This window comes from Paenibacillus sp. GM2FR, from assembly GCF_002803325.1.
GTDB lineage: Bacteria > Bacillota > Bacilli > Paenibacillales > Paenibacillaceae > Paenibacillus_AQ > Paenibacillus_AQ lautus.
The window spans coordinates 542924-569251 of record NZ_MKZM01000008.1; the positions used below are offsets into that span (position 1 = coordinate 542924).

The window sequence follows — 26328 nt, forward strand, 5'->3', positions numbered from 1 at the left end:
TTCAATTCGATTCATGCTTCATCGTATGAGTACGCGGCATGATCGACGTTTATTTTACCGTTTTATTATAGGTCTCGATCTTGGAGCTGATCTCCTGGGCGGCTTTGTCCAGTGCTTCCTGCGCCGTTTTTTGACCGTTCAGCACTTCCTCGATGGCCGTTTCCGTCAGCTGGCGGGCTTCAGGGAACACGCCCATGACAGCGCCTTGCGTTGCCAGATTGGCCGTCGTTTGATGCAATTGATCCACGGCCGTCTGGAATTGAGGATATTTCTCCAGATTTTCCTTTACCAGGGTCTCTTCGTAAGCTTTGGTTGTTACCGGGAAGTAACCGGTGTTGACATGCCAGTAGGCTTGCGTTTGCGGCTCGGCCAAATATTTCATGAATTCCCAGGCTGCCTGCTGCTCTTCTTCCGATTTGTTGTTCATCAGCCACAGGCTTGCACCGCCGATAATAACGCCGCCATCCCCGCCGTCAGCCGGTTTAGGCAGGAAAGCTGTGCCGACTTCGAATTTGCCTTCCGCTGCGCTGACGATACCGCGGAGCGAAGCCGTGGAGTCCAGCGTCATGGCGATTTGGCCGGCTGCAAAAGCCTTTTTGGTGTCATCCGTTTTACGTCCCAGGTTCAGCAGAACTTTATCGTCCAGCATTTGCTTCCACCATTCCAGCGTCTTCACGGCAGCGCCGTTGTTGACTTGCGAAGCGGTTGCCGGGGAAGTGCGGCCGTTGCCGTTGTTCAGCAGCTCAACGCCTTGGTTCGCAAGGAATTGCTCCATGAACCAGCCGTAGATCGCGAAGGATGCGCCGGCTTGGCCGCCTTTCGTTAGCGCCTTAGCCGCTTCGGCTACCTCTTCGTAGGTTTTTGGAGGATTTTCCGGATCCAGTCCGGCCGCTTTAAAGGCATCCTTGTTGTAGTAAAGAATCGGGTTGGAGGAGTTGAATGGCATCGAATACAATTGGTTGTCGAATGTATAGTAATTTTTAATATTCGGTTCCAAGGAGGAAATGTCGTATGCTTCCGCATCCATGAAGTCCTGAACCGGACGGATCGCCTTGGTGTCCATCATGAAACGACTGCCGATTTCGTACACCTGAATCATGGTCGGGCCGCTGTTCGATCCCAAGGAAGCCTTCAGCTTGTTCAAGCTTTCATCGTACGTTCCTTGAAACACGCCCTCTACCTGAATATCCTTGTGGGCTGCGTTAAAATCGGAGATCAGCTTGTCCGCGACGGTCCCGAGCTCACCGCTCATGGAATGCCACCATACGACCTTAACAGGTTCTTTGGCCGGTTCGCTGCCGGCGGCAACGGTCGTTTCTCCAGCGGCTGGCGTATTGCTGCAAGCGGCGCTGATCAGCATGAAGCAGGAAAGCAGGAGCAGCGCGAAGGACCTTTTACCAAAACGTTTCATGATCGGTTAATCTCTCCCTTTTTGAAAATGGTTTTTTGAAAATAAAGTATGGTTTGATCTATCAGAAATTGCGTGGGACCGATTTTTATCGATAACCGGCACGCAAGGCTGAACATGCAGGGTCCGGCTATATTAGCCATCAGCCCTTCAAAGCACCTGCCGTGATGCCGCGTACAAGGGGTTTCAGCCCGAGTGCAAGCAGCAGCAGGGAAGGAAGCAGCAGCAGGAGTACGCCGGAGAGAATCAGATTCCACGAATTCATCTCTTCGAACTGCAGCATGCCGATCCCGATTTGGACGGTTCGCATCTCGACGCGGTTGGTTGTCAGGAGCGGCCACAGGTACATGTTCCAATGGTTCAGGAACGAGTACACGCCCAGCGTGGCAATTCCGGGGATGGATAACGGCAGCACCATGCTCAAGAAATTGCGGACATGTCCACAGCCGTCCACGCGGGCCGCTTCAAACAGCTCCTTCGGCAGCTGCAGGAAGGCCTGTCTGAGCAGGAAGGTTCCGAAGGCCGTGGCCAGAAATGGAATGATGAGGCCTTGATAGGTATCCAGCCAGTTCAGGCTTTTGACCGTCAAATAATTCGGAATCATGATCACTTCCCACGGAATCATCATGGTGGCGAGAAAGAGGCTGAACAGCAGCGTTTTTCCCGGGAACCGCAGGAAAGCGAAAGCGTATGCCGCCAAACTCGCGGTCACGATCTGCCCAAGCATGATGGCGATGGAAACAACGAGGCTGTTTCCGATAAAGGTAAGAACGGGAATCGTATCGATCACCTTGGTGAAATTGGACAGATTGATGGCTTCGGGAAGCAGAGGCGGCGGATATACGGCCGACTCGGCCTCGCTCATCAGCGATGTCGACAAGGTGTACAGGAGCGGAAAAGCCACAGTCAATGAACCGAGTAGCAGCGCGACGTAGATGAAGCTTTTGGGCATGAGACGCATGCTCATTGATAATGCACCTTCTTCTCCACGAATTTAAATTGAAAGACGGTCAGCAGCAGAATGATCGCAAACAGGATGAGTGCTTGCGCGCTGCCGATGCCGAAGCGGAAGTTGACGAATGCATCCTGATAGATGTTGAATACGATGACGTTGGTGCTGTTCATCGGACCGCCCTTGGTCAGGATGTTGATCTGTCCGAATGCTTGGAAGGCGCCGATAACCGAGACAACGGACGTGAAGAATAACGTAGGGGAGATCAGCGGCATCGTAATCCGGAAGAAGGTTCTCAGCGGACCGGAGCCGTCCATTTTGGTGCTGTCGTAGATATCCTCGGATACGCCCTGCATGCCGCTCAGCATCAGGATGTAATTAAATCCAAGATTCATCCAGACGGTCATGAGCGCAACGGAGATCATGGCCCATTTCGGATCGGTCAGCCATTGAATGGGCTGAGTGCCGAGCAGCGACAGAAAGTAATTCAGTATGCCCAACGTCGGATGGTAGAGAATCATCCAGATCATCGAGCCGGTGCCGACGGATACGGCCATCGGCAGCGAGAAGATGAAGCGGAATATTTTCATGCCTTTCAGCTTATTGTGCGTCAGGGCTGCGAGCAGTATGGCTGCCGCCATGCCGGTCGGGACCGTCAGCACGATAAACAGCAGCGTGTTGCCGAAGCTTGTATAAAACATCTCGGAGGCTAGTATTTCCTTGAAATTATCGAACCCTACAAATTCGGCTACCCGGCCTTGGGGATCGGTCAGGAACAAGCTAAGATAAACCGATTTGAGCAGCGGGTAGAACAGGAACAGACCGAAAATGAGCAGCGAAGGTGCTAAACATGCATAAGCAAGCATGATTTCCCTGCGCCTTGTTTTCTTGATGGAGATCGGTTTTGCCGCTGTCGCAAGCTCAGCTTCGCTGACCGGCGGCGTCAAAGAGTGACCCGGAGATGGAAGCGTAAAATCTTTTTCCATAATCATGTTTACCTCACTTTCCTGCTTGGCCTTACAGGTATTGAGTATAGGAGTCGGATGTAAAATCCAGTAAAGGATTTTGTAAGAATACCGTAATTTATTGCCGGACATTTTTAGTTGTTGAAGGAGCGTTTGTCAGCGCACGGTACAAAAATATTCCAATCCTTAAAGGCTTGCAGGTTGAGAAGGGATGTGATATCTTATAGCTGTAACCGGTTACACATAAATGAGGTGATGACGGTAATGGCAACGATCAAGGATGTGGCAAATCGGGCCGGTGTGTCCGTAGCCACGGTTTCACGGGTTTTAAATGGAAACGGTTACGTGCATGAGGACACCAGGTCCAAGGTAGAACAAAGCATTCGCGAGCTGAATTATACGCCGAATGAAGTAGCACGTTCTTTATATAAAAGAAAATCCAAATTGATTGGACTTTTGCTTCCGGATATTATGAACCCTTATTTCCCGCAGCTTGCTCGCGGAGTTGAGGATGAGATGCAGGAGAATGATTATCGGCTGATATTCGGGAACAGCGACGAGAGCAAGAAGAAGGAAATGGAGTACATCCAAACCTTTGTCCAAAATAATGTGGTTGGTGTCATATCATCGACCAATGATCCGGATGCCGACATGTATACAGAGCTGAACATTCCCGTTGTGTTTCTGGACCGCACCTCGTCGGACCGCCCTTCCGTTTACGCGGATGGTCGGCAGGGAGGAAGGATAGCCGCCCAGGAGATCGTGCGGCGAGGGAGTAAAGCTGTAACGGTCATTCAAGGTCCGGCGGATGTGCGGCCTGCTCAGGAACGTTTTGAAGGAGCCGTTGAGGTTCTGGAAGAACAGGCGGCTGCGTATCAAGTGCTGAAAACGACATCGTTTTCTTTAACCGATGCCGAAGAATTCGCCCAGAAAGTGTTCAGCGAGTTTCCGGACACGGACGGCGTAATCGCCAGTAACGATATCATGGCATCGGCCGTGGTGAAGGAAGCGCATCGGCTGGGGAAAAGGGTGCCGGAAGACGTACAAATTATCGGATTTGACGATATTTTGCTCAGCAGGCTGCTGGCCCCTCCGCTGTCCACGATTCATCAGCCGGCGTATGAAATGGGCCGGGAAGCGGCCAGATTGCTTATCGGACTTATTGAGGGGCAGCACATTGAGAAAAGCAATATCGAATTCTCGGTAGAATTTATAGAGCGGCAGACAACGAGAAAGGTGGAATCATAATGGCGAAAATTGTGGTAATCGGAAGCGCGTCGATGGACTTGGTGGTCACCTCCACCAAGCGCCCCGGCGCGGGAGAGACGGTGCTTGGCGACAGCTTTAAGACGGTACCCGGAGGGAAGGGAGCCAACCAGGCCGTCGCGGCGGCGAGACTGGGCGCAGAGGTGACGATGATTGGCTGTGTAGGCGATGACTCCTTCGGCGAAACGATTTTGAGTAATTTGCAGTCGAATGGCGTTGTTACGAACCATGTGGAACCGGTTACAGGTATGGAAAGCGGAACCGCACACATCATTTTGGCAGAGGGAGACAACAGCATCGTGGTGGTGAAGGCTGCCAACGATCGGATCACCCCGGATTATGTTGATCAGGCAGCAGAAGTGATCAAGGCCGCGGATATCGTGTTGATTCAGCAGGAGATTCCGGAAGAAACGGTGGTGCACGTGAGTGAGTTATGCGCGAATTATCAGGTGCCATTGATGCTGAACCCGGCTCCTGCCCGCCCGGTGCCGAGCGTTGTTATTGAACGGGCGGCATACATTACGCCAAACGAGCACGAAGCGGCTATCCTATTCGGAGATGAGCCATTAGGCGACGTGCTGCGCCGTTATCCGAACAAACTGATCGTGACGGAAGGCAAGCGGGGCGTTCGTTATTTCGACGGCAACGAAGAGGTTGTGGTTCCCGGCTACAAGGTTGATGCCGTGGACACGACGGGAGCCGGCGATACCTTCAACGGTGCCTTTGCCGTGGCTCTGTCCGAAGGCATGGGCATTGCCGACAGCCTGAGATTTGCGAACCGCGCAGCTTCCTTGTCGGTCATGAAGTTCGGAGCGCAGGGCGGAATGCCGTCTCGCCTCGAAGTGGAAGGGAGTCTTTGATCATGAAGAAGAACGGCATGCTGAACAGTCACATCGCGAAAGTGCTGGCAGATCTGGGACACACCGATACCATCGTTGTTGGCGACGTGGGCCTTCCGATTCCTCCCGGCGTTCCCAAGATTGACTTGGCATTAACGCTGGGGACGCCAAGCTTTACCGAGGTGGTGAATGCGATTGCCAATGATATGGTGATTGAAAAAATCGTCATTGCTGAAGAAATGAAGCTTGATAATAAGGAAACACTGCACTATATACAGGAGAACTTTCACGGTTGCGAGATCGAGGCCTGCTCGCATGAGCAGTTCAAGGCACGGACGCGAAACGCCAAGGCGGTTATCCGTACAGGCGAAGCCAAGCCCTACGCGAACTGCATTTTGCAGGCCGGTGTTCATTTCGGTTAAAAAGGAGGAAGCACCATGAACATTGAGATGACGAACATCCATAAATCTTTTAGCACGAACCGGGTGCTGGCAGGTGTGGACTTTGATCTCCGGGAAGGAGAGGTCCATGCTCTGATGGGAGAGAACGGCGCGGGTAAATCGACGCTGATGAATATATTAACCGGTCTTCACAGCCGGGATGAAGGCAAGATTGTCATCGACGGTAAGGAAACCTATTTTGCTAATCCGAAGGAAGCGGAAGAGAAAGGCGTTGCCTTCATCCATCAGGAGCTTAACATCTGGCCGGAGATGACGGTTCTGGATAACTTGTTTATCGGCAAGGAGATGACGTCCGGCCTCGGTTTCCTCAATATGAAACAAATGAAGGCGCTTGCGAAGGAACAGTTCGATAAATTAGCGGTGACGATACCATTGACGCAGGAGGCGGGAGAATGCTCCGTCGGACAGCAGCAGATGATTGAGATCGCCAAAGCGCTCATGACCAAAGCGAAAGTCATTATTATGGACGAGCCGACGGCGGCGCTGACCGAAAGGGAAATCGAGAAGCTGTTTGATGTCATCCGTTCATTGAAAAAACAAGGCGTATCCATCGTCTACATTTCCCACCGGATGGAGGAAATTTTTACGATCTGCGACCGAATCACGGTCATGCGGGATGGGAAATCCGTTGATACCAAAGCCATTCCGGACACGAATTTTGACGAAGTTGTCAAAAAGATGGTCGGACGGGAGCTGACCGAGCGATATCCCGCACGACATCCATCTCCGGGCGAACCGGTGCTGGAAGTGAAAAATATGACGGGCAAGGGCCGGTTCGAGAATGTGAGTTTCTCGGTTCGTGCCGGCGAGATCGTAGGCGTGTCCGGTTTGATGGGCGCGGGACGCACCGAGATGATGCGAGCGATATTCGGATTGGACCCGCTGGATAGCGGCGAAATCTGGGTGCGCGGAAAGAAAGTTTCGATCAAGAAGCCGGATGATGCCGTGAAACACGGTATTGGATTCATAACAGAGGACCGCAAGGATGAAGGGTTGGTCCTGGATTTCTCGGTCCGTGAAAATATGGCGCTGCCCAATCTGTTCAGCTTCTCATCCAGAGGGTTTATCTCCGGGAAGAAGGAGCAGGATTTCGTGGACACGTTGACGAAGCGGCTGCAGATTAAAACCCATTCCTCCGAGACGCAGGCACGCAATCTGTCGGGCGGTAACCAGCAGAAGGTCGTAATCGCCAAGTGGATCGGCATTGGACCGAGCGTGCTCATCCTGGACGAGCCCACACGCGGCGTGGACGTTGGGGCGAAGCGGGAAATTTACCAGCTGATGAATGAGCTGACCGAACGCGGCGTGGCGATCCTGATGGTTTCGTCGGAGCTGCCGGAGGTGCTCGGGATGAGCGACCGGATTCTGGTTGTTCACGAAGGCAGAATTTCCGGTGAATTGGATCGCGAACAAGCCACGCAGGAACACATCATGACTCTAGCTACAGGAGGTCAGTAATATGACAACTATTAACGATGCCAAGGCGGAAAAAGGGTTTAAGGTATCAGGTTTGACGCAAAAGCTCGGTCCGCTGCTCGGACTGATCATTCTGATCGTTATCGTATCCGTTCTGAATCCAAGCTTCTTGGAACCGCTTAACATTCTGAACCTGCTGCGTCAGGTATCGATTAACGCATTAATTGCATTCGGTATGACGTTTGTTATCCTGACAGGCGGCATTGACCTGTCGGTCGGTTCGATTCTCGCACTCTCCAGCGCATTTGTCGCCAATATGATGGTGGCCGGGTTTGACCCGATCCTATCGATCATCATCGGCGTTGCGCTTGGCGGTGTCATGGGGATGATCAACGGTCTCATGATTACCAAAGGGAAAATGGCGCCGTTTATCGCCACTTTGGCTACCATGACGATATTCCGAGGACTTACGCTGGTCTATACGAACGGTAACCCGATTACGGGTCTCGGCGACAGCCTTGCATTCCAATTGTTCGGCCGCGGTTACCTGCTTGGTATTCCGGTACCTGCCATTACGATGATCATCACGTTTGCCGTGCTGTGGGTCATCCTGCATAAAACGTCGTTTGGCCGCAAGACCTATGCCATCGGCGGTAACGAAAAAGCATCGCTAGTATCCGGTATTAAAGTACCGCGCGTGAAAATTATGATCTACTCCTTGGCAGGGATGCTGTCCGCGCTTGCCGGCGCGATTCTAACCTCTCGTTTGAATTCCGCACAGCCGACAGCAGGGACGTCCTATGAATTGGATGCCATCGCAGCCGTTGTTCTGGGCGGTACAAGCCTGACCGGCGGTCGCGGCCGGATCGTCGGTACGTTAATCGGTGTGCTGATCATTGGCATACTGAACAACGGACTCAACCTGCTCGGCGTGAACTCTTTCTATCAGATGGTTGTCAAAGGCGTCGTGATTGCGATTGCCGTACTGCTCGACCGTAGAAAATCGGCTTAAGGGGGAGAATGAACGATGAAAAAAACAACTTTGCTGCTCGTATCACTTATGCTGATCTTCATAACAGGCTGTTCGCTGGAGCCGCCGGAATGGGCGAAGCCCAAGGCTAGCGGAGATATAAAAGACATCAAAATCGGTCTTTCCATCTCGACCTTGAATAACCCGTTCTTTGTCTCCTTGAAGGATGGCGTCGTCGCCGAAGCGGCGAAGCAGGGAATGGAAGTCGTTGTCGTTGACGCACAGAACGACTCGGCTAAGCAGAGCAATGACGTCGACGACTTGATTCAGCAGGGCGTCAACGCACTGTTGATTAACCCGACGGATTCGTCTGCGATTTCAACCGTGGTGCAAACGGCGAATAGCTTGGGCATTCCGGTCATTACACTCGACCGCTCGGCGGATCAAGGTGAGGTCGCTGCGCTGGTTGCCTCCGATAACGTCAAAGGCGGTCAGATGGCAGCCGAGTATATCGTGGAACAACTGGGCAAAGATACGAAGGTCATTGAGCTCGAAGGCGTTCCGGGCGCTTCCGCGACGCGTGAACGCGGCAAGGGTTTCCATGATATCGCAGATGAGCAGTTGAACGTGGTCGCGAAGCAAGCAGCGGATTTTGACCGGACAAAGGGTCTTACCGTGACGGAAAATCTGCTGCAGGGCAATCCGGATGCCAAAGCGATATTTGCCCATAATGACGAGATGGCCCTGGGCGCAATCGAAGCGATCCAAAGCTCGGGCAAAGACATCATGGTCATCGGCTTTGACGGTAATGACGATGCGCTGAAGTCCATCGAAGCCGGCAACCTGACGGCCACGGTAGCCCAGCAGCCGGAGCTGATCGGTCAGCTCGCTGTCGGCGCAGCCAAGGACGTGCTGCAGGGCAAAGAGGTGGAAGCGAATATCGCTGCACCGCTGAAACTGGTTGTGAAGGAGTAATCTGGCGGGATGAAGGAGCGTTACCTTATGCGATAGAAGCAGGGTAACGCTTTTTTTTTGCCATCCTGATCATTCCATCCCGGGCTGCGAAGTAACTCACAGCCTTGCGATGACAGCAGGAATACAATATCGTAAAAGGGAACAGTTATTTCGCATATGATATGATAATGGTTGTGTATGCGTTTACTGCTTAGATGTGAAAAAGGAGCTATGTAACTATGACAATGGAGAAAAGAAAACATGCGATTGTGATCGTAGGTTATGGCGGAATGGGCAGCTACCATGCCAAGCTGATTAAGGACAATGCATTTCTCGAGGTTACGGGTACCTACGATATTTTGAAAGATCGCCGGGAAGTGTCCCAGCAGGACGGGTATCCTGCCTACGAGAGTTATGAGCAGGTATTAAACGATGCTGCGGTTGACGTGGTGCTCATTGCTACACCTAATGATGTGCACAAGGAATTGGCACTTCAGGCGTTTAAAGCCGGCAAGCATGTTATCTGCGAGAAGCCGGTGACATTGTCCGTCAGTGACTTCAAAGAGATGGTGTCTGCAGCCGATGCTGCTGGCCGGGTGCTGATGGTTCATCAGAACCGCCGCTGGGACGAGGACTTCCTGACGATTAAGCAAATGTATAACGAGAAGACAATTGGCGATTTGTTCCGTATCGAATCCAGGGTACACGGGGCGAACGGCATTCCGGGCGACTGGCGCCATCTGGAAGCCCACGGCGGCGGCATGCTGCTGGACTGGGGCGTGCATTTGCTGGACCAGATCCTGTTCATGGTGGACAGCCGGATGACCAGCCTGAGCAGCCGCTTAAGCTTTATTTTGGGCGATGAGGTGGATGACGGCTTTGAGTCGGTTATCGAATTCGAGAACGGCGTATCGGTTCTGATTGAAGTGGGGACGACGAACTTCATTACGCTGCCACGCTGGTACGTCAAAGGAACCGAGGGAACCGGTATTATTGAGGATTGGTCGTTAAACGGAAGAATCGTTACCCGGAACCAGGATGCCGTGAAAGTGGAGCCGAAGCCGATTCAAGCCGGGGTAGGCTTGACCAAAACGATGGCGCCTCCTTCCGAAGAAGCTACCATTACGGGAGCTCTGCCGGAGCCATACCGTCAATCCAGCAGCTTCTTCGATAACTTTGCGGCCGTGATCCAAGGCGAGGCTGAACCGATTGTGAAGAACGAGGAAGTGCTGCGCGTCCTGAACCTGATCGAAGCGGTGTTTGAATCGGCCCGAACGGGAGCAACGCTCAAGGATTTCGATATTTACCCTGCGTAATCTATACAGATTTGCACTTATTATTATAGAAAAAGTACCGCGTCCGCCAAGCGAATTAGGCTTGAGGCTGCGGTACTTTTTATTTTTCATGTTGTGGTTGCTGACAGCTCATTCGCGAAACTCGTCGAGCGTGTAATGTTATTTCGCATGATCGACCTTTCCGGAACTCCCGGCTTGCAGCACCCGTCTGTAATCGCTGGGCGCCCAGCCCGTATCCTGCTTGAACAGCTTCGAGAAATAGGAATAGTTGGCGTACCCCACCTTAGCCGCAATCTGGTACACCGACAATGGAGTCGTCTCCAGCAGATGCTTGGCTGCCTTGATGCGGGACTGAATGATGTAAGTACCCAAAGAGACGCCCGTCTCTTTCTTGAACACGCGGGCCAAATAATCCGGGTTAAGATAGACGATTTCCGCCAGGCTCGTTCGCGTCAGCTCATCCCCGTAATGGCTTTGAATATAATGCTTGATCTCCTCCACCACCGTATGCGAATGGTCGGCGTAGGCATGATATTCTGCTGCCGTGCTGACGAGATATTCCATATATTTCTCCATATCTTCAATCGAGTTCAAGGATTGCAGGAACAGCTGGTCATTGGTTTTGCCGGTATACAGCTTATGTGCCTGGATCTCTTTGCCCTTCAGATAGGAATACACCAGCTGCACGATATCCAAGCGGAACAGACGCAGCACCGAGGCGTTGTAGACGCCATTCTTGGCTAGGTTTTGCAAGTATTTGCGGGTTTCTCCCAGAAACCCAGCCGGATTGTTACCGCTGAGAAGCGCTTCCCAGTCTTGCAGCGGCGGAGGGGCGTACGCGGTTTCTTGCAGGGAATGGTGTTCCAGAAAAACAATCTGATTCCGCTTTTTGATCATATCCTCATTCATTTGTAGCAGAATCCGAATGGACTTGTTGATTTCCTCCAAAGCCACCGAAATCGATACGCTGCAGCAAGCATCGCTCCGGAGAAATTGATTGGCTTTGTCAATGAACGAAGTGCAGATGGATTCAATGACCCCGGTATCCGGAGGATGATTCCATTTCAGCATGACCATCCAATTGTAATCCCTATATTCCATAGCGGCTTCAACCGTGAAGAGCGGGTCCTGGAACAATTCGGACAGCACGTTGAGAAATGCATAGTCAAACAGGTCTTTGTCTTCTTTGCCCAAACTTTTATCATGCGGAAAAATGGTGATGAGCACAGGAAGAAATAGATCCGACAACTCATAGGACAGGTTCTGTTCCGCGATATATCCTGCGATGGCGACCCGGTCCGAAGAAGCTTTCCTTTCCTTTATCAGCTTGCTCCAAAAATGCTCCTGGAGCTTTTTTTGATTTTTTTTCCACAGCTGCCCGTCTTGTATCGCTTCCTGATCGCTTTGCTGTTCCTTTGCTTTATAGGCAGCCTTGGAAATGATGAGGCTAAGCTTATCGAATTCAATCGGCTTCAGGAAATAGTCAAAGCTTTGCAGCTCAATAGCCTTCTGCGCATAATTGAAATCAGCGTAATTGGTCAGGAAGATCGTCTGAATGCTGTATTGTTCCTCGCGTATCCAGGCGAGAAGCTCCAGCCCGCTGCCTTGCGGCATTTCGATATCGCAGATGAGGATCTGGACCGAATGCTGCTGCAGTATATCCCTTGCCTGTGCAACGCTGTAAGCGGTATGGACCTGTTCGATCGAGAGGGCTTTCCAATCGATTTTCTTCTCCAGTGCGGCCACGACAAAATAATCATCATCAACCAGCAATACGTTCATTGAATTTCTCCTCTCCATTCCTGCACGGATTGTGGAAGCGTTAATATGACGCAAGCGCCGCCCTCTTCTCGATTTGAAAATTCCACATGTGCCCTGCGATGATAGAGCAGCTCCAGCCGCTGAAGGGTGTTCATGATCCCGATGTGTTTCCCTTCGCTTTGATCCAGCGGCTTACCGTTTGCCAGCTTATCCAATACGTCTTCCGGAAAGCCGGGGCCGGTATCGGAGATCCGGATGACCGCGTAAGGCTTATCGTCCTCCACCTGCAAGCTGACGGTCAGGCGAATTTGCAGCACCTGATCTCTGGATACGGCGTATTTCACCGCGTTTTCAATAAAGGTCTGGAGCACCAGAGGGGGGATCGTGAGGCCGGCAAGCTCTTGTTCAAACCCGATATGATAAGAAAAGGCATCGCGGTAGCGGTGCTTCTGAATCTCCAGGTAAATCCGGACATGCTCGATCTCGTCCGCAAGCCGCACGAGGTTATCGCCGCTTTGAAAGATGTAACGAAAATATTTGGATGTGGACAGCGACATATATTCGATTTCCTTAAACATCTGCATTTGCGCCATGCTGTAGATGTTCGTCAGGCAGTTCAGGAAAAAATGGGGGTTGATCTGCAGCTTCATATAATCCAGCTGGATTCTTTGCTTCTCCAGCTCCTGCTCGTAGATATCGATTTTAAACTTCTTGATCTGTTCGATCAGGTGTTTGAATTGGGAGTTGACCTGCTCGAGCTCGATGATCTCGCTGCTCATGAAATCCAAATTTTCGCTATCCTCATGGATGCGCCTTACGTTTTCCGAGAAATTCTGAATCGGCTTTAACACCTTCTTCTTGAAATACAGCATAACCACGCTGAGCGTGCACGTCAGTATAACAAACAGCAGCATAATGAGGAGTTGGGCGATCATGATGGTCTCAAATACGCCGAATTGAATGACCAGCTGCACGTTGAAGGAGGCGTTCGAGAATCCCTCAGTGACCGTTGTCCGCGGTTGTGACAAGCTAAAGGGGGAAGCTTTGGCAGCTTCGACCTTGGCCCCCAGCTCGCCGGTACCGGCACTCGAAAGGGCTGCCCCTTGATCATCCACAAGAGAAACGTAACCGTCCTCGCCCAAATCCAGCTGTTGGAGCGGCCGGATCAGATCGTCAGCGGAGATGAGGCAGATCAGATACCGGTTATGGTAAGGGACGATGTTGATGATGTAATGCGTGTCCTGAACAAGGATCGGATTCCAGTTGGAGTAGAACGTTTCGTATACGTTTTTGGAATCCGTGAGGGAGACGATCTGTTCCTTTAGCTCCAGGAACTCCGTATACGATAGGGACATGGGCGCATAGTTCTGGAAAAAATCCTGCTCTTTTAAATAGAAGAAGAAGTTGTATTCTTGGCCGTAGTTTTTTTGAAGCTCGTTGAACCGTTTATGCACTCTTTCGCTCGACTTGATGTAATCCACGTAGTCTGTGCCGAGGGTATCCATGATCTTGATGCTCTCATCATTCGCCAGCGTCCAGCCCATATAGTGGTTGATGTAGGAGAAGTCATGATTGATCTGCCTGATATACAGATTCGCCGTATCCTGCAAATATCGAGTCGATTGCTGCTTCACGATGAAGATGGAAGCGAAGCTGATCACGAGATCCACCACGAGGGCAAAAATCGAGATAAAGAGCATGATTTTCACATAGTGACGGATGGGATAAGGCTTGTTATTGAGTGCTTTAACCATAGGGATGCCGTGTTTCCTTTCAATTCGCCTGTACATGTAAGCGTTTTAATAGTGGTACTGATCATTATAAATGGAAAAGACGAAAAAAACAGGAGCGAACGAGAGCGCATTTTCCATAAAGTCCGGATACCACATCGTAAAGTCCGGATAATAGCATGCTTTGCATGGGGACTCGAGGATTCCTTGAACTGGAACAAGGCGAAGGTCCGAATAGGACATCATGAGGTCCAAATAACGATTCCGGAGCGAAGTATACTGAAATTGCTTACGTGACATACCGGATTCACGACGACGAGTACAGAAAGGGGAATCGATTTGAAAGCAGGCCAACTGAATAGAACCACACACCCAACCCTCGGGCGGATCAGAAAAAATTGGGGCCTGTATTTGCTGCTGCTGCCTGCGGTAGTGCTGGTTTTGTTGTTTTCTTACGTACCGATGTACGGGATCTTGATCGCATTCAAGGATTACAGTCCCGCTCTCGGGATTATGGACAGCCCCTGGGCAGGCCTGAAGTATTTCGAGAAGTTTTTTAACTCCTATCAATTCTCGTCAACCATTACCAATACGCTGGTCATCAGCTTATACAGCGTGGCGACATTCCCGATTCCGATCATGCTTGCCTTGATGGTCAATCAAATGCGCCAGAATGGGTTCAAGCGCTTCTTCCAGACCGTAACCTATATGCCGCATTTTATATCCACGGTCGTGATGGTGGGACTCATGCTGATTCTGTTCTCGCCGGGCTCGGGATTGATCGGGAATATCTTCCGGCTCTTCGGTGCACAAGCGCCGAACCTGATGGGATCGGCCGGCTTGTTCAGCAGCGTGTATGTATGGTCGGACGTGTGGCAGCATACGGGCTGGGACAGCATTATCTATATCGCGGCTTTATCTGCGGTGAGCCCCAGCTTGTACGAAGCGGCCACGATGGACGGGGCAAGCCGGTGGCAGAAAATCCGGTTTATCGATATTCCGATGCTGATGCCTACGGTCGTGACCTTGCTTATATTGCGGATCGGCAGCTTGCTTGGCGTCGGCTTCGAGAAGGTTTACCTTATGCAAAACAGTCTCAATATTACCTCCAGTGAGGTCATCTCCACGTATGTGTACAAAATCGGGATGCTGAGCAGCCAATACAGCTTCTCGTCGGCCATCAATTTGTTTAATACGGTCATTAATTTTGCTCTGTTGATTCTGGTCAACCAGATTTCGAAAAAATACAGCGAAAACAGTTTGTGGTAACGCAAGAGAGGAAGGGTTCTATGGGTGTAGTGGAAGTAAGAGAGAAGACGGCGCCGCGGCAGAGGAATACCCGATCTTCCGACAAGGTGCTGGAAATCGGCCTGTATGTATTCGCTGTCTTGATGCTGATCGTGTTAATTTATCCGCTGTACTTCATCATCATCGCTTCGTTCAGCGAGCCGGCGGCGGTTGCGAATGGACAGGTATGGCTGTGGCCTAAGGAATTTACGCTGGCAGGCTATCAAGAATTGCTGAAGCACTCTAATATATGGATTGGGTACCGAAATACGATTGTGTATACGATTGTGGGTACCGCCATCGGCTTGGTGGTTAACATATCCGCAGCTTACGCGCTTTCGCGCAAAGACCTCGTGGGCCGCAAGTATATATCGCTGCTCTTTATTTTTACGATGTTCTTTAACGGCGGTTTGATTCCGACCTTTATGACGATCCGCGATTTCCAGCTGTACGATACGTTTCTGGTCATGGTGCTGCCGTTCTCGGTTGCCGCCTTCAACATCATTGTGGCGCGGACTTTTTTCCAAAGCAGCATTCCGGAGGATTTATGGGAGGCGGCGCAGCTCGATGGCTGCGGAAATCTGAGATATTTCGTGACTATCGTGATTCCGCTCTCGAAAGCGGTCATCTCGGTCATCGCCTTGTGGACGGCCGTGGGTCACTGGAATTCCTATTTCAATGCCCTGATCTATTTAAAAGATACGAACCTGTACCCCTTACAGCTCATCCTGCGAAATATTCTGGTCACCAACCAGATGCAGTCCGCCATGGGTACCGGAGAAGCCGCGGCCATCGCGCTGCGACTGGCCAATATTATGCGCTACGCGGTCATTATCGTCGCAACGGTGCCGATCATGTGCATCTACCCGTTTGTACAGAAGTATTTCAATCAGGGGGTGATGATCGGAGCCGTGAAGTCGTAACACCGATGAATTTATGAAAAATAAGTATTGGGGGAATGGTTGAATGGGAACAAACAATGTAAAGAGGAAGCACCGCCTGAAGCTGGCTGCCGTCATCATGTTGGCCGCAATCCTGCTGCTGAATCTGGCGGGCTGCAGCGGCGGCAAGAAGGAGGACGCCAATTCGGATGCCGAAGCCGCTTTTAACATAGAAGGCCTGCCGATCGTGAATGAGCCGATTACGCTGGACGTGCTGACCGTTCGCTGGGGCAATATGGGAGATACGTTCCTCCAGAACCAGTGGCTCAAGGATTTGGAGAAGGAGACCAACGTCAAAATCAATTGGCAGATCATGTCCTCCAATGATTGGGGCGAGCAAAAATCGATCATGCTGGCGAGCGGTACGCTGCCGGATATCATTTTCGGCGATATCGTGTTCAGCGATTCCGACATCGTGAACAACCTGTCGTATTTCCGCCCGCTGGACGACTACATCGATCAATACATGCCGAACCTGAAGGCGGCGCTGGAAGAAACGCCAGAAATGAAAAAGATGAGCACATTCCCGGACGGGAAAATCTACTCCTTGCCGGCGCGGCTGCCGTCAAGGCCGAAAGCATCGATTCAGCCGATCATCAACAAAGCCTGGCTGGATCAGCTCGGACTGGAAGTACCGGACAACACGGACGAGTTGTATAACGTATTTAAAGCGTTCAAAGAAGGAGATCCGAACGGCAATGGCAAGGCTGACGAAATTCCGGTCAGCGGATCGGGGAACATCAGCATTGATCTGTTGAATCCGTTCGGCATCACGGACATCAACGGAAACAGCATGATGGTTATCGATAACGAGCCCGTGTTCTACCCGGTGACGGAGAATTACAAGGAAGCGATTAAGTGGGCGCATAAGCTGTACGCCGAAGGCCTCATAGACCAGGAGATCTTCACACAGGACAGCACCATGTCCACGGCGAAGCATCAGAATCCGGATGCGGCGCTGATCGGTTTCTCCAACCAATGGGTACCGGACGCCGTATTCGGGAAATGGAAGGATCAATACATTGCGATTCCGTCCATTGCCGGACCTGACGGAAAAAGGTACCAGGGCGGCGAGCCTCAGGGCATGAGCCTGCGAAGAAACGAGTTCCTCATTACCACGTCGAACAAATATCCGGAAATTTCGGCGCGCTGGGCGGATCAGTTCTACACCAATGAAGCGAGCATTCAGAATTTCTGGGGAGCCATCGGCACGGTGATTCAGAAGAACGACGACGGAACATTTACGCTCATGAGTCCGCCGGAGGGAACGAGTGCGGATGCTTGGTACTGGGAGCAATCCGTAAGGGATTTCGGTCCCAAGTACGTAAGCCCGAGCTTCGAGAAAAACATCATACTGGATGAGACCACGGGCGACGGCTTGAAGCTGGTCATCGACAAGCTGGGCAGCGATTACGTAACGACGCCGTTCCCGAACGTGATGTACAGCGCCGAAGAATTCCAGGAGCTGCCTACGCTGACAACGGATATCGATGGTTATGTCGGCACGACCCGCGCAAAATGGATATCCGAAGGCAACATCGATGCGGAATGGGATGCGTACGTCAAGAAGCTGAACGATATGGGCCTTGAGCGGCTGGTACAGATCCGCAAGGAAGCCTATCAGCGGTATATCAGCGTCAAATAAGGATTTGACGGCAAATCGTCAGGAGCTGCCCCGCAGAACGAAATGCTGCGGGGCAGCGTGATTTTGAGGGAATGGAGTTTGACTTGAATTCAATAGGTTTTAGAGTATCAGACTTCAACGAAGAAGGCGGAATTGTTTTGGAGAAGCGAAGCGTTCCCTGAAAGCTTTCCATCGGAAAGCTCGCAACGAAAGCATATGCTATCCCCGGATTTCAACATATAACAAAACGCAAAAAAATCTGGGGGCAACAGGGATCGTAAGTATGATCCGCATTCGAAGTGATGAATAAGCTTTAATTGAATCGAATTCTAGGGAACTCAGGAGGCAGCAATCATGGGAAACATCAAAGTCACGGTATGGAATGAATACCGGCATGAGAGACATAATGAACAGGTGGCCGGCATATATCCGAATGGGATTCATCGTGCGATAGCGGATCATCTCGAACAGGTGGAAGGTTTGGAAGTAGCGACTGCCGTACTGGATGAGCCGGATCACGGCTTAACCGAAGCGCGATTGGCGAACACGGATGTGCTGCTGTGGTGGGGACATTTGGCCCATGACGAGGTCCGGGATGACATTGTGGAGAAGGTTCGGCAGCGCGTGCTGGACGGCATGGGATTGATCGTTCTGCACTCCGGCCATGGCTCCAAAATCTTCTCCCGGCTCCTTGGCACGAACACCGGGATGCTGAAGTGGCGCGACGATGGCGAGATCGAGCGTTTATGGGTCGTTGAGCCGGGCCATCCGATTGCGCAGGGACTGGGTGAATATATTGAGATTCCGCGGGAAGAAATGTATGGAGAGCGGTTCGAAATCCCGGCGCCGGATGAGCTGGTGTTCATCTCCTGGTTTGAAGGCGGCGAAGTGTTCCGCAGCGGCTGTTGTTACAGGCGCGGCAGAGGGAAGCTGTTTTATTTCCGGCCGGGCCACGAAATGTTCCCGGTCTACCATCAGCCCGAAATTCTGCAGGTCATTGCCAATGGCGTGTTCTGGGCTGCTCCTGTGAAAGGGGCCAAATCGGCTTATGGACGGGTGGCGCCTATCGCCCCTGTCGTTCAGTCCTAGTGAGAGACTAATATAAGGAGTGTTCTATGATGAATAAATTTCGAATCGGCTTAATTGGTTTGGGCGGGATGGCGCAGGAGCATATCCGCTGGATGAATGAAGAGAAAATCTATCAGTTCGTGGCTGTGAGCGACGTCAATGGCGAAGCCGTGGCCAGGGTAGGCGATCAGCTGGGGATCGAGGACGGCAAACGCTATGCGGATTTCAAAGATTTGATAGAAGATCCTGACGTGGATGCTGTCATTTCGGTTACGCCCAACAACGTGCACGCCGATATCATCCGTGCATGCTTGCAAGCGGGTAAGCCTTTCTTGGCGGAAAAGCCATTTACGCGCGTCTTTGAAGAGGCCATCTCCTTGCTGGAGCTGTATGAGAAGCAGCCCGTTCCAGCCATGATCGGGTTTACGTACCGTTATACGCCCGCTTTTCGTTATGCCAGGGAACTCATTCGTACAGGCAAACTGGGGACGATCCGTCATTTCTCCATTCAGTATTTGCAGGGGTTTGGCGTGCCGAACCAGCAGGTTCCCTACATGTGGAGATACAACAAAGCCATCACCGGGACGGGGACACTGGGAGATCTCGGTTCGCATATGATTGATATGGCCCGTTTTCTGTTTGGAGAGTTTGAAGAAATCACGGCCCAGTTACATACCATCATCCCGGAACGTCGTGACCCGGTGACGGGAGCGATGGCCAAGATCGAAGTCGATGATTTTGCCAGCTTTCAGGCACGGATGGCGGATGGCATGATGGGCGTGTTCCAGACATCACGCAATGCGTTCGGTTCAGGCAATCAGCATGAGGTGTCCATTTACGGCGACCATGGCACCGCCCACGCCAGCACGTTGGATCCGGAACGGGTGGTTTGGATTCGCGAAGAAGAGCCCGGACAGCTCGCCAGAACGACAATGGAAGTGCCGCAGCATTGCAAAGTCAAGCAGTATGCCGATTTTGCCGCGATATTGCGGGGAGCGCCTGCCGACGGAGTCCCCGGGTTTATGGACGGATACCGGAATCAAGAAGTGCTGGACGCGGTCGTCAGATCAAACGAGACCAAAACGGTGGTAGAGCTTGGTAAATCCATCGGCCAACGGATCCAGAGCTTGTCATAACGTCTTGCCCATCCAGATATACAGTGCCATCAAACTGAACAGAAACAGGCAGAAGTTGACGCCTACAAACAATCCGCGGAGCACAGGCGAGCGGTGGAACTGAAAAGGAGTACGGAGGTCTCCCGTGCCTTCGATCAGGAACAGGATCAGCACCGTGTGAATGATCGTATGGCCGATGACTTCTTTGTAACCGAATACAAGGCTTGTCATAACAAAAATGCAGGATACCAGCAGCGCCGTGAACCGGTTCATGATGCCTACGATGAACGCCCATGCCAGCCCGATTTCGATAAAAGCGCTAATCATGACAAAATGCTCAATGGTAAAACCGAAGGTAGGAAGTCCATAGCTGCCCATAACCGTGCAGGCGAGCTCGGGAATGGTCAGCTTTTCCATGGCAAGCCAAGCGAGGGACATGCCTGTGCATATATACATGACCGGGGCTGCCGTTCTTTTTATAGGAGTGCCGCACACAAACAGATAATACACAATGCCAAGATAGATCAAATAATCGATGGAATGAAACATACCGTAGGACAAGGAGGCTTGGATATAAAGCAAGAATAGGATGGCGCCGCTCAACGGCAAGGTGCGTTTATAGAGCAGGCACGCTGCGGCTGCGGAGAGGCCGAGGATAATCCACATGGAATTGGTTCGGAATTCGGGTGCGAGGTACGAGCCGCTCAGAAGCTGCAGCACCAGCCCGATAGCCAGCCCAAAACGCAGAATCACCTCGGTATGGGGCCTCAACCTGTGCAGCCATCCGTGGATTCGCACGACGGGACGCATCTTTCCCAAGGGATCGTGAAATGCGCATGTGAGCAATAAGATCAACAATGTAAACGCTAACCAAAACAGGAATGTCAGTGTAACGACGCGAGGAAAAGGCAGGGGGACCCATTCAAAGTTATCCGTAAACCATTTGACATGAATATAGATGTTGCTAAACTTGGAGAAATGCATTACCATTCAATCAGTTCCTCCCTTAACCAACTCTAGTTACCTATCCAAGATAATACAATATTAGATGAAAAAGTATATTATCGGATGAATATATCCCCCCATTTTGAAAATATTATCCCTTAAAAGCGTTCATAGGCAGCGGTTGACTTTATAGTCATAGCGTCACCAAACAAGCCGATCCACCCGGATCGGCTTGTTTTTATGTCCCATGTTAGGGGTTCTTTTTACTGCTGAATGCGGCTTAAAGACAGGCTCAACCCGGCTAAGGAAGCTGTGTTCCGGCAGCGTAACGTTCAATGGTTTCATAAGGCAGATGATCGGTAATCAGACGACCGTAATGCGCGATCCGTATGATGCCGTCCTCGTCCAATACAAACTCTGCGGGAATCCGATTGAAATTTGAACCTTCTTCCGGCGTCAGCTTGAAACCTGCCGCTTCGGCTTCATCCGTATATTGATGCACATTCGGTTGAGCCAAGGTAGCTTGTGTCTTGGCTGCCGAAGTCTCCACTCCATAGAGCGTGTAGAGCTCCGCATTCGGATCGGCAATAAGAGGAAACGGAGTATTCTGCTGACCAACATGCTGATGAAGCGCAACTTCCGGTGATTCGAATACGCAAATGACATCGAGATGATACTGCTGCCACTGAGGATATCGTTGAATAAACTGGTGCACCCTCAGATTGCACAGTGCGCAGGCTGCGTTACGGAAAAAAGCGAGAAGTAATTTACGTTCGCGATAGGTTTCCAGCGAAATCATATTTCCATGTTGATCTACCCTTTGGAATAATGGAGCATATTCTCCGGGTTGAAGCACGTTGTTCATGTTGGATTTCCTCCTGGGTTAACGGTATATAGGCGTGAGGCCTATTACCAATGTAGCAGGGAGGACTTTATTGCTCTGTGACTAGGTCACATAGCCGTTTCTGTTAGACAGCCCCGGTTTATAATTTTCACCCAGCCTCTTCCTGTTTCCAGCCATCCTTTCTTTTGGAAATGGCCCAGCGCACGGGAGACGACCTCTCTAACGGAGCCGATGTCATCGGCAAGCTCTTGGTGGGTTGTGTGCACTAGCGGATGTTCATCCGAGGTGACGCGCAGCAGTGTTCTGGCAAGGCGCTGCTCCAGCGGCAATGACTGTCTCTCCTGCAGCAGGTTTGCCATCCGCAGCGTTCCATCAAGCAGCCCGCCAAAAATAGCGCTACGGATAGGTTCGTATACCTGCAGCCAGCGGAGAAAGCAGCTTTTCAGTACATACAGCACCTCTACCTCGGACTCGGCAATGAGGGTGCCGGGATAATCCTGCCCGCTTAGCCCGCTAAGTACGAGGAGCGAACAGACTTCACCGGCTGATAGGATGTTTAACACTGATTCGTTGCCATTCTCGTTGATAATCGTGATCCGGGCCGATCCGCTGATCAGGAACATGCCATACATCGCGGCATCCTCTCGATGAAAGATTCTCGATTTGGCTTCAAAATGTTTGGTAAAAGCATTAGCTTGAATCCATTCTTCGGGGGGGACAACTTTTAAATAAGGGAAAATGTCGGTTATCTGCTTGTCATTCAGTTCAGGCTTCATGGTTGGTTTCCGCCTTTCGTTTATCATGCACGGACATGTGAAACTGCTATTCTATATAGTTAACATTTCGGGCTGACTAAGTACAAGGAAATTTATCTGGATTTCATGGGAGAAGAACGCCTTTAACGACGGTTTGCTATAATGATGTGAGTGAGCGGTTTAAGTCAGGGAGAAGGGTGAAGAAGATGAATGAAGCAGAATACATAAGGGATACACCCACGAAGATCAGGAAGGGCCAAGGAGCGGTACTCATGCTGCAGGGCACCGCTTCGGATGTAGGCAAAAGCATCGTAACGACAGCGCTATGCCGCATATTTCTACAGGATGGTTATCGCACGGCTCCATACAAATCGCAAAATATGGCGCTTAATTCCTACGTGACGCCGGATGGGAAAGAGATCGGCAGAGCACAGGGCGTACAGGCTGAAGCCTGCGGCATTGCCGCAACAACGGACATGAATCCGATCCTGATCAAGCCGATAAAGGACATGTTTTCGCAAATTGTGATCCACGGCGTGCCCCAAATGCAGATGAGTGCGATGGATTACCGGACACAGTTCCTGCCGAAGGCCAAAGAGATTGTGTTGGATGCACTGGATCGACTACGGGAGAGCTACGATATCGTTGTTATGGAAGGCGCGGGAAGTCCGGCGGAGATCAATCTTAAGGATCGGGACATTGTTAACATGAACTTGGCAGGATGGGCGGATTCGCCGGTTATTCTGGTTGCGGATATCGATCGCGGCGGCGTGTTCGCTTCCATTGTAGGTACGCTTGAACTGCTTGAGCCCCATGAAGCGGCCAGGGTCAAAGGGTTTATCATTAACAAGTTTCGTGGGGATCTGGCGCTGCTTCAGCCGGGACTGGACTGGCTTGAAGAGCGGACAGGCATTCCCGTGCTGGGCGTACTCCCCTATATTCAGGACATGCGAATCGAGGCAGAGGATTCGGTTGTCCTGGACGAGCTTCAATCTCAAAGACAGGAACAACGCGACCTTGATATTGTCGTGATCCGGTATCCGCGCATTTCGAATTTTACGGATGTTGATGCGCTGCGCTGGGAACCGGATGTTGTCGTTCGCTTCGTCCAATCGGCGGATGAACTCGGCACGCCGGACGTCATTATTTTGCCTGGTACCAAGGATACGATCAGTGACCTCGGGTTCATCCAGGATCGGGGTCTGGCCGATGCGATCTTAAGGCAGACGCAGCAGCGGGATGTGCAGCTGGTTGGCATCTGCGGAGGATATCAAATGCTGGGCGAGCAGCTGTCGGATCCGCATGCGGTCGAAGGGAGCGTTCGGGAAGCGAAGGGGCTCGAACTGCTGCCGATTCGGACTTCCTTTTTAAAGCATAAAAGGACCGTTCGGGTGAGAGGGGAATTGTTACAGGAACATCCTCTGAGGGTCGTTATTTCGGACACAGAGGCCGATTCGACGATTACGGCCTATGAAATTCATATGGGCGTGACGCAATGGAGTGCCTTGGCTGACGGCTCGGGCTACCGACCGCTTTTTTCGATTGAGGCAGATGGCACAGATTCTTTAAAGGCGACAGAAGATATTCAGCCGCACGTTGAAGGGACAGCTACTTCGGATGGCCGCATATGGGGAAGTTATCTGCATGGCTTGTTTGACAATGATGTCTTCCGCAGGTCCTGGCTGAACGGCATTCGGATGAAGAAGGGGCTGATGCCAATCTCGGAAACGTTCAAAGCAGAAGAACGCAAATTCGCGGAATTTGACCGTGTAGCGGACGTTGTTCGTAACCATGTGGATATGAAAAAAATATATGAAATCATCGGTTATGCGCATTGAATCATGTGGAATACGCAAAGGAGCTACCGAAGGATAAGCGAATACAATGAGAAGAAAAGGAAAGAGGGCAAGCCTTACAAGGTGGTCGTGATCGCTTGCACCAACAAGCTTCTCCATCACGTATACGCCATCCAAAACGAGTCCTACAAAGCATAATCCCCATATTTATCCATAACTTTCACACCATTGAAGGTTATTTGTTGCTATAAAAGTATATCAAGATTTATGAGATGACTTCGAGTTGCAATACTTGACAAACATTAGCTGTTTTATTGATGACAGCTATTTAACCTATTTTGAGCATGCCGAAAGCGTAAGTTCACATCAAATGACCTATGACGGGGTTACGGATAGCCGAATTCGCGGTTTGATGCAGGAGAAGCTTGCAGAATATGAAAGGCGCACTCCATTTTTTAATTCGTCCTGAAGGCTCATCTGCTGCTACAATCAATCATTGTTCGACAGGTGAACGGGGAGCTTGTCAAAGCCGGTTTTGAGAAGTCGGAGAAGTATCGCGATACGATGACTCCGCCATTTCAAATTTGTCGAAATCGACGTTTTGCAGCTTGTTCAAAGAATGGATTTTTTAACTATTGAACGTTGGTGTCGGGATTATTTTGTGCCAGCGTGAGTTTCCTTGCCATTCATTTGGTCAATAGTCCTGTGGCCTCGGGGGCGGACCAGCATCATTGCACCCAAGAGGACAGTCAGAATGACTATCATGACCATAGGGCTATATCGATTTGCCTGATATAAAGTGGTACTCAGAATAGGTGCAATGATGGCGGAAATTCCCTGCATGGCCGCAACTAGACCAGCTACACCACCTTGCTGTTCATTACTTACAGAAAGTGACGCGCCTGCCATAAATCCAGTCATCATAAATCCCGACCCGAGTCCAAAAACAAAAAATGCTAAATTGTAGAATGGAAGATGAGTTGTAAGAAGGAATATGAGCATACTTGCGACGAGAATCAAGGAACCGAGCAGGATCATCACCCGCGGCTCCCATTTCAGCCATTTGGACTGAACAATTTGTGAAATGAGCATTGCCATGCCCGTAAGCATTAATCCGAAGGAAACGATTCTCGCCAACTGATCAGAGGGGAGATGGAGCTGATCCTGTAAATAAAACCCGCCGACGACCTGAATCGTTACGATCCCGATCATCGTCACTAACGCTGCGAGTAGATAAAGCCTCAAACCGGATTGAAATGGACTGACTTTGACAGCCCCTTTCTGTATCGCCGGCTTCGTTGCAGGCATCAGCAGCAGGGTGACTGCCAATGCAACTACGGCTATCACAATGCCAAAATATAAAGGCCATAGCAAACCAATTAATGTGAAAATACCGGCAATGGCTGGCCCAATAACAATTCCAAGCCCATTTGCGGCACTAATGATTGCCATGCCGCTTCCTCTTTCCTTTCCCTCTGTCACATCGCCCATATAAGCCTGTGATGAGGACAGGATGGCCGGGATGAATATGCCGACCAAGCTTCTCGCCGCAATCATCAGGCCTAGCAACAGTCCGCCGTTAATCCAGTGGTTAAGACCGCAATAAAAGGTGATCGTTAATAATAAAGTACTGATGGACATGCCGATAAACCCAATCAGTATAACCGGTTTCCGCCCCTTCGCATCACTGATATTCCCCCATATCGGAGCCATAACAGCCATCATAATTGATCCGGTTGAAATCAGGATTCCGGAGTGGATTTCCTTAAGTCCTAATTCCCGTATAAGCGAGGGTGTGATCGGTGCAAGGAGCATAAGTCCCAGCATCGCTACAAAAACACTGAAAAAGACGCTTCCCTTAATTTTATTCATGTGCTTCACTCCTTGTTTCAAATTGATCATTTGATTTGGAGTATAAGCGATTTGGGTCAGTGCT

23 protein-coding genes are annotated in these 26328 nt (G+C 50.9%); 14 read left to right on the top strand and 9 right to left on the bottom strand.

Annotation, left to right across the window (positions count from 1 at the left end; genetic code table 11):
- Window positions 1–49 precede the first annotated feature (49 nt).
- The 3 genes from PAEVO_RS02605 to PAEVO_RS02615 form a co-directional block, all read right to left on the bottom strand.
- Window positions 50–1411 carry an ABC transporter substrate-binding protein gene (locus PAEVO_RS02605; protein WP_100536144.1) on the bottom strand — a complete coding sequence of 454 codons (1362 nt, stop codon included), beginning with the start codon at window positions 1409–1411 and terminating at the stop codon, window positions 50–52.
- A 139-nt stretch (window positions 1412–1550) separates the two neighbouring features.
- Complete coding sequence (locus PAEVO_RS02610) at window positions 1551–2375, bottom strand: carbohydrate ABC transporter permease (RefSeq protein WP_100536145.1); 825 nt, start codon at window positions 2373–2375, stop codon at window positions 1551–1553.
- Window positions 2372–3352, bottom strand: a complete 981-nt coding sequence (locus PAEVO_RS02615) for a carbohydrate ABC transporter permease (RefSeq protein ID WP_100536146.1) — start codon at window positions 3350–3352, stop codon at window positions 2372–2374. The genes PAEVO_RS02610 and PAEVO_RS02615 overlap by 4 nt, the downstream gene beginning before the upstream one ends.
- A gap of 237 nt (window positions 3353–3589) precedes the next feature.
- Between PAEVO_RS02615 and PAEVO_RS02620 the strand changes: the two genes are divergently transcribed.
- From PAEVO_RS02620 to PAEVO_RS02650, 7 genes are all read left to right on the top strand, one after another.
- Window positions 3590–4573, top strand: coding sequence for a LacI family DNA-binding transcriptional regulator (locus PAEVO_RS02620; protein ID WP_100536147.1), 984 nt, complete (start codon window positions 3590–3592; stop codon window positions 4571–4573).
- Window positions 4573–5451 (top strand): ribokinase, encoded by an 879-nt coding sequence (gene rbsK, locus PAEVO_RS02625; protein ID WP_100536148.1) that lies wholly within the window; start codon window positions 4573–4575, stop codon window positions 5449–5451. The genes PAEVO_RS02620 and rbsK overlap by 1 nt, the downstream gene beginning before the upstream one ends.
- A 2-nt stretch (window positions 5452–5453) precedes the next feature.
- The gene (gene rbsD / locus PAEVO_RS02630; RefSeq protein ID WP_100536149.1) at window positions 5454–5852 is read left to right on the top strand and encodes a D-ribose pyranase; all 399 of its coding nucleotides are present in this window, start codon (window positions 5454–5456) and stop codon (window positions 5850–5852) included.
- Window positions 5853–5867: 15 nt separating this feature from the next.
- Window positions 5868–7349 carry a sugar ABC transporter ATP-binding protein gene (locus PAEVO_RS02635; protein ID WP_100536150.1) on the top strand — a complete coding sequence of 494 codons (1482 nt, stop codon included), beginning with the start codon at window positions 5868–5870 and terminating at the stop codon, window positions 7347–7349.
- Window position 7350: 1 nt separating this feature from the next.
- Window positions 7351–8319, top strand: coding sequence for a ribose ABC transporter permease RbsC (rbsC, locus tag PAEVO_RS02640; RefSeq protein ID WP_076320794.1), 969 nt, complete (start codon window positions 7351–7353; stop codon window positions 8317–8319).
- Window positions 8320–8334: 15 nt separating this feature from the next.
- Window positions 8335–9252 (top strand): ribose ABC transporter substrate-binding protein RbsB, encoded by a 918-nt coding sequence (gene rbsB / locus PAEVO_RS02645; RefSeq protein ID WP_100536151.1) that lies wholly within the window; start codon window positions 8335–8337, stop codon window positions 9250–9252.
- Between the two features lie 218 nt (window positions 9253–9470).
- A complete protein-coding gene (locus PAEVO_RS02650) occupies window positions 9471–10547 on the top strand; it encodes a Gfo/Idh/MocA family protein (protein ID WP_100536152.1) in 1077 nt (358 codons plus the stop codon).
- Window positions 10548–10685: 138 nt separating this feature from the next.
- Here PAEVO_RS02650 and PAEVO_RS02655 read toward each other — a convergent pair whose 3' ends face one another.
- Together PAEVO_RS02655 and PAEVO_RS02660 are read right to left on the bottom strand one after the other, a co-directional pair.
- A complete protein-coding gene (locus tag PAEVO_RS02655; protein WP_100536153.1) occupies window positions 10686–12308 on the bottom strand; it encodes a response regulator in 1623 nt (540 codons plus the stop codon).
- The gene (locus PAEVO_RS02660; protein WP_100536154.1) at window positions 12305–14041 is read right to left on the bottom strand and encodes a sensor histidine kinase; all 1737 of its coding nucleotides are present in this window, start codon (window positions 14039–14041) and stop codon (window positions 12305–12307) included. The genes PAEVO_RS02655 and PAEVO_RS02660 overlap by 4 nt, the downstream gene beginning before the upstream one ends.
- A 315-nt stretch (window positions 14042–14356) precedes the next feature.
- Between PAEVO_RS02660 and PAEVO_RS02665 the strand changes: the two genes are divergently transcribed.
- From PAEVO_RS02665 to PAEVO_RS02685, 5 genes are all read left to right on the top strand, one after another.
- Window positions 14357–15286 carry an ABC transporter permease gene (locus PAEVO_RS02665; protein WP_100536155.1) on the top strand — a complete coding sequence of 310 codons (930 nt, stop codon included), beginning with the start codon at window positions 14357–14359 and terminating at the stop codon, window positions 15284–15286.
- 20 nt (window positions 15287–15306) lie between these two features.
- Complete coding sequence (locus PAEVO_RS02670) at window positions 15307–16227, top strand: carbohydrate ABC transporter permease (RefSeq protein WP_100536156.1); 921 nt, start codon at window positions 15307–15309, stop codon at window positions 16225–16227.
- 43 nt (window positions 16228–16270) lie between these two features.
- Entirely contained in the window at window positions 16271–17890 is a 1620-nt protein-coding gene (locus PAEVO_RS02675; protein ID WP_100536157.1) for an extracellular solute-binding protein, read from the top strand.
- A gap of 333 nt (window positions 17891–18223) precedes the next feature.
- Entirely contained in the window at window positions 18224–18958 is a 735-nt protein-coding gene (locus PAEVO_RS02680; RefSeq protein ID WP_100536158.1) for a ThuA domain-containing protein, read from the top strand.
- A 29-nt stretch (window positions 18959–18987) separates the two neighbouring features.
- Window positions 18988–20073 (top strand): Gfo/Idh/MocA family protein, encoded by a 1086-nt coding sequence (locus PAEVO_RS02685; RefSeq protein WP_100536159.1) that lies wholly within the window; start codon window positions 18988–18990, stop codon window positions 20071–20073.
- On the opposite strand, the gene PAEVO_RS02690 is transcribed toward PAEVO_RS02685, so the two are convergent.
- From PAEVO_RS02690 to PAEVO_RS02700, 3 genes are all read right to left on the bottom strand, one after another.
- On the bottom strand, window positions 20068–21042 hold the full coding sequence (locus PAEVO_RS02690; RefSeq protein WP_100536160.1) for a hypothetical protein: 975 nt from the start codon (window positions 21040–21042) through the stop codon (window positions 20068–20070). The two genes, PAEVO_RS02685 and PAEVO_RS02690, sit on opposite strands and share 6 nt — an antisense overlap.
- Window positions 21043–21298: 256 nt before the next feature.
- Entirely contained in the window at window positions 21299–21862 is a 564-nt protein-coding gene (locus PAEVO_RS02695) for a redoxin domain-containing protein (RefSeq protein ID WP_100536161.1), read from the bottom strand.
- An 86-nt stretch (window positions 21863–21948) separates the two neighbouring features.
- Window positions 21949–22617 carry a Crp/Fnr family transcriptional regulator gene (locus PAEVO_RS02700; RefSeq protein WP_165789605.1) on the bottom strand — a complete coding sequence of 223 codons (669 nt, stop codon included), beginning with the start codon at window positions 22615–22617 and terminating at the stop codon, window positions 21949–21951.
- 185 nt (window positions 22618–22802) lie between these two features.
- Between PAEVO_RS02700 and PAEVO_RS02705 the strand changes: the two genes are divergently transcribed.
- Together PAEVO_RS02705 and PAEVO_RS02710 are read left to right on the top strand one after the other, a co-directional pair.
- Complete coding sequence (locus PAEVO_RS02705; RefSeq protein ID WP_100536163.1) at window positions 22803–24434, top strand: cobyric acid synthase; 1632 nt, start codon at window positions 22803–22805, stop codon at window positions 24432–24434.
- A 3-nt stretch (window positions 24435–24437) separates the two neighbouring features.
- Complete coding sequence (locus tag PAEVO_RS02710) at window positions 24438–24590, top strand: hypothetical protein (protein ID WP_207797443.1); 153 nt, start codon at window positions 24438–24440, stop codon at window positions 24588–24590.
- Window positions 24591–25046: 456 nt separating this feature from the next.
- Here the strand turns inward: PAEVO_RS02710 and PAEVO_RS02720 are convergent, their stop codons facing one another.
- Window positions 25047–26264, bottom strand: coding sequence for an MFS transporter (locus tag PAEVO_RS02720; RefSeq protein WP_100536165.1), 1218 nt, complete (start codon window positions 26262–26264; stop codon window positions 25047–25049).
- Window positions 26265–26328: the final 64 nt, after the last annotated feature.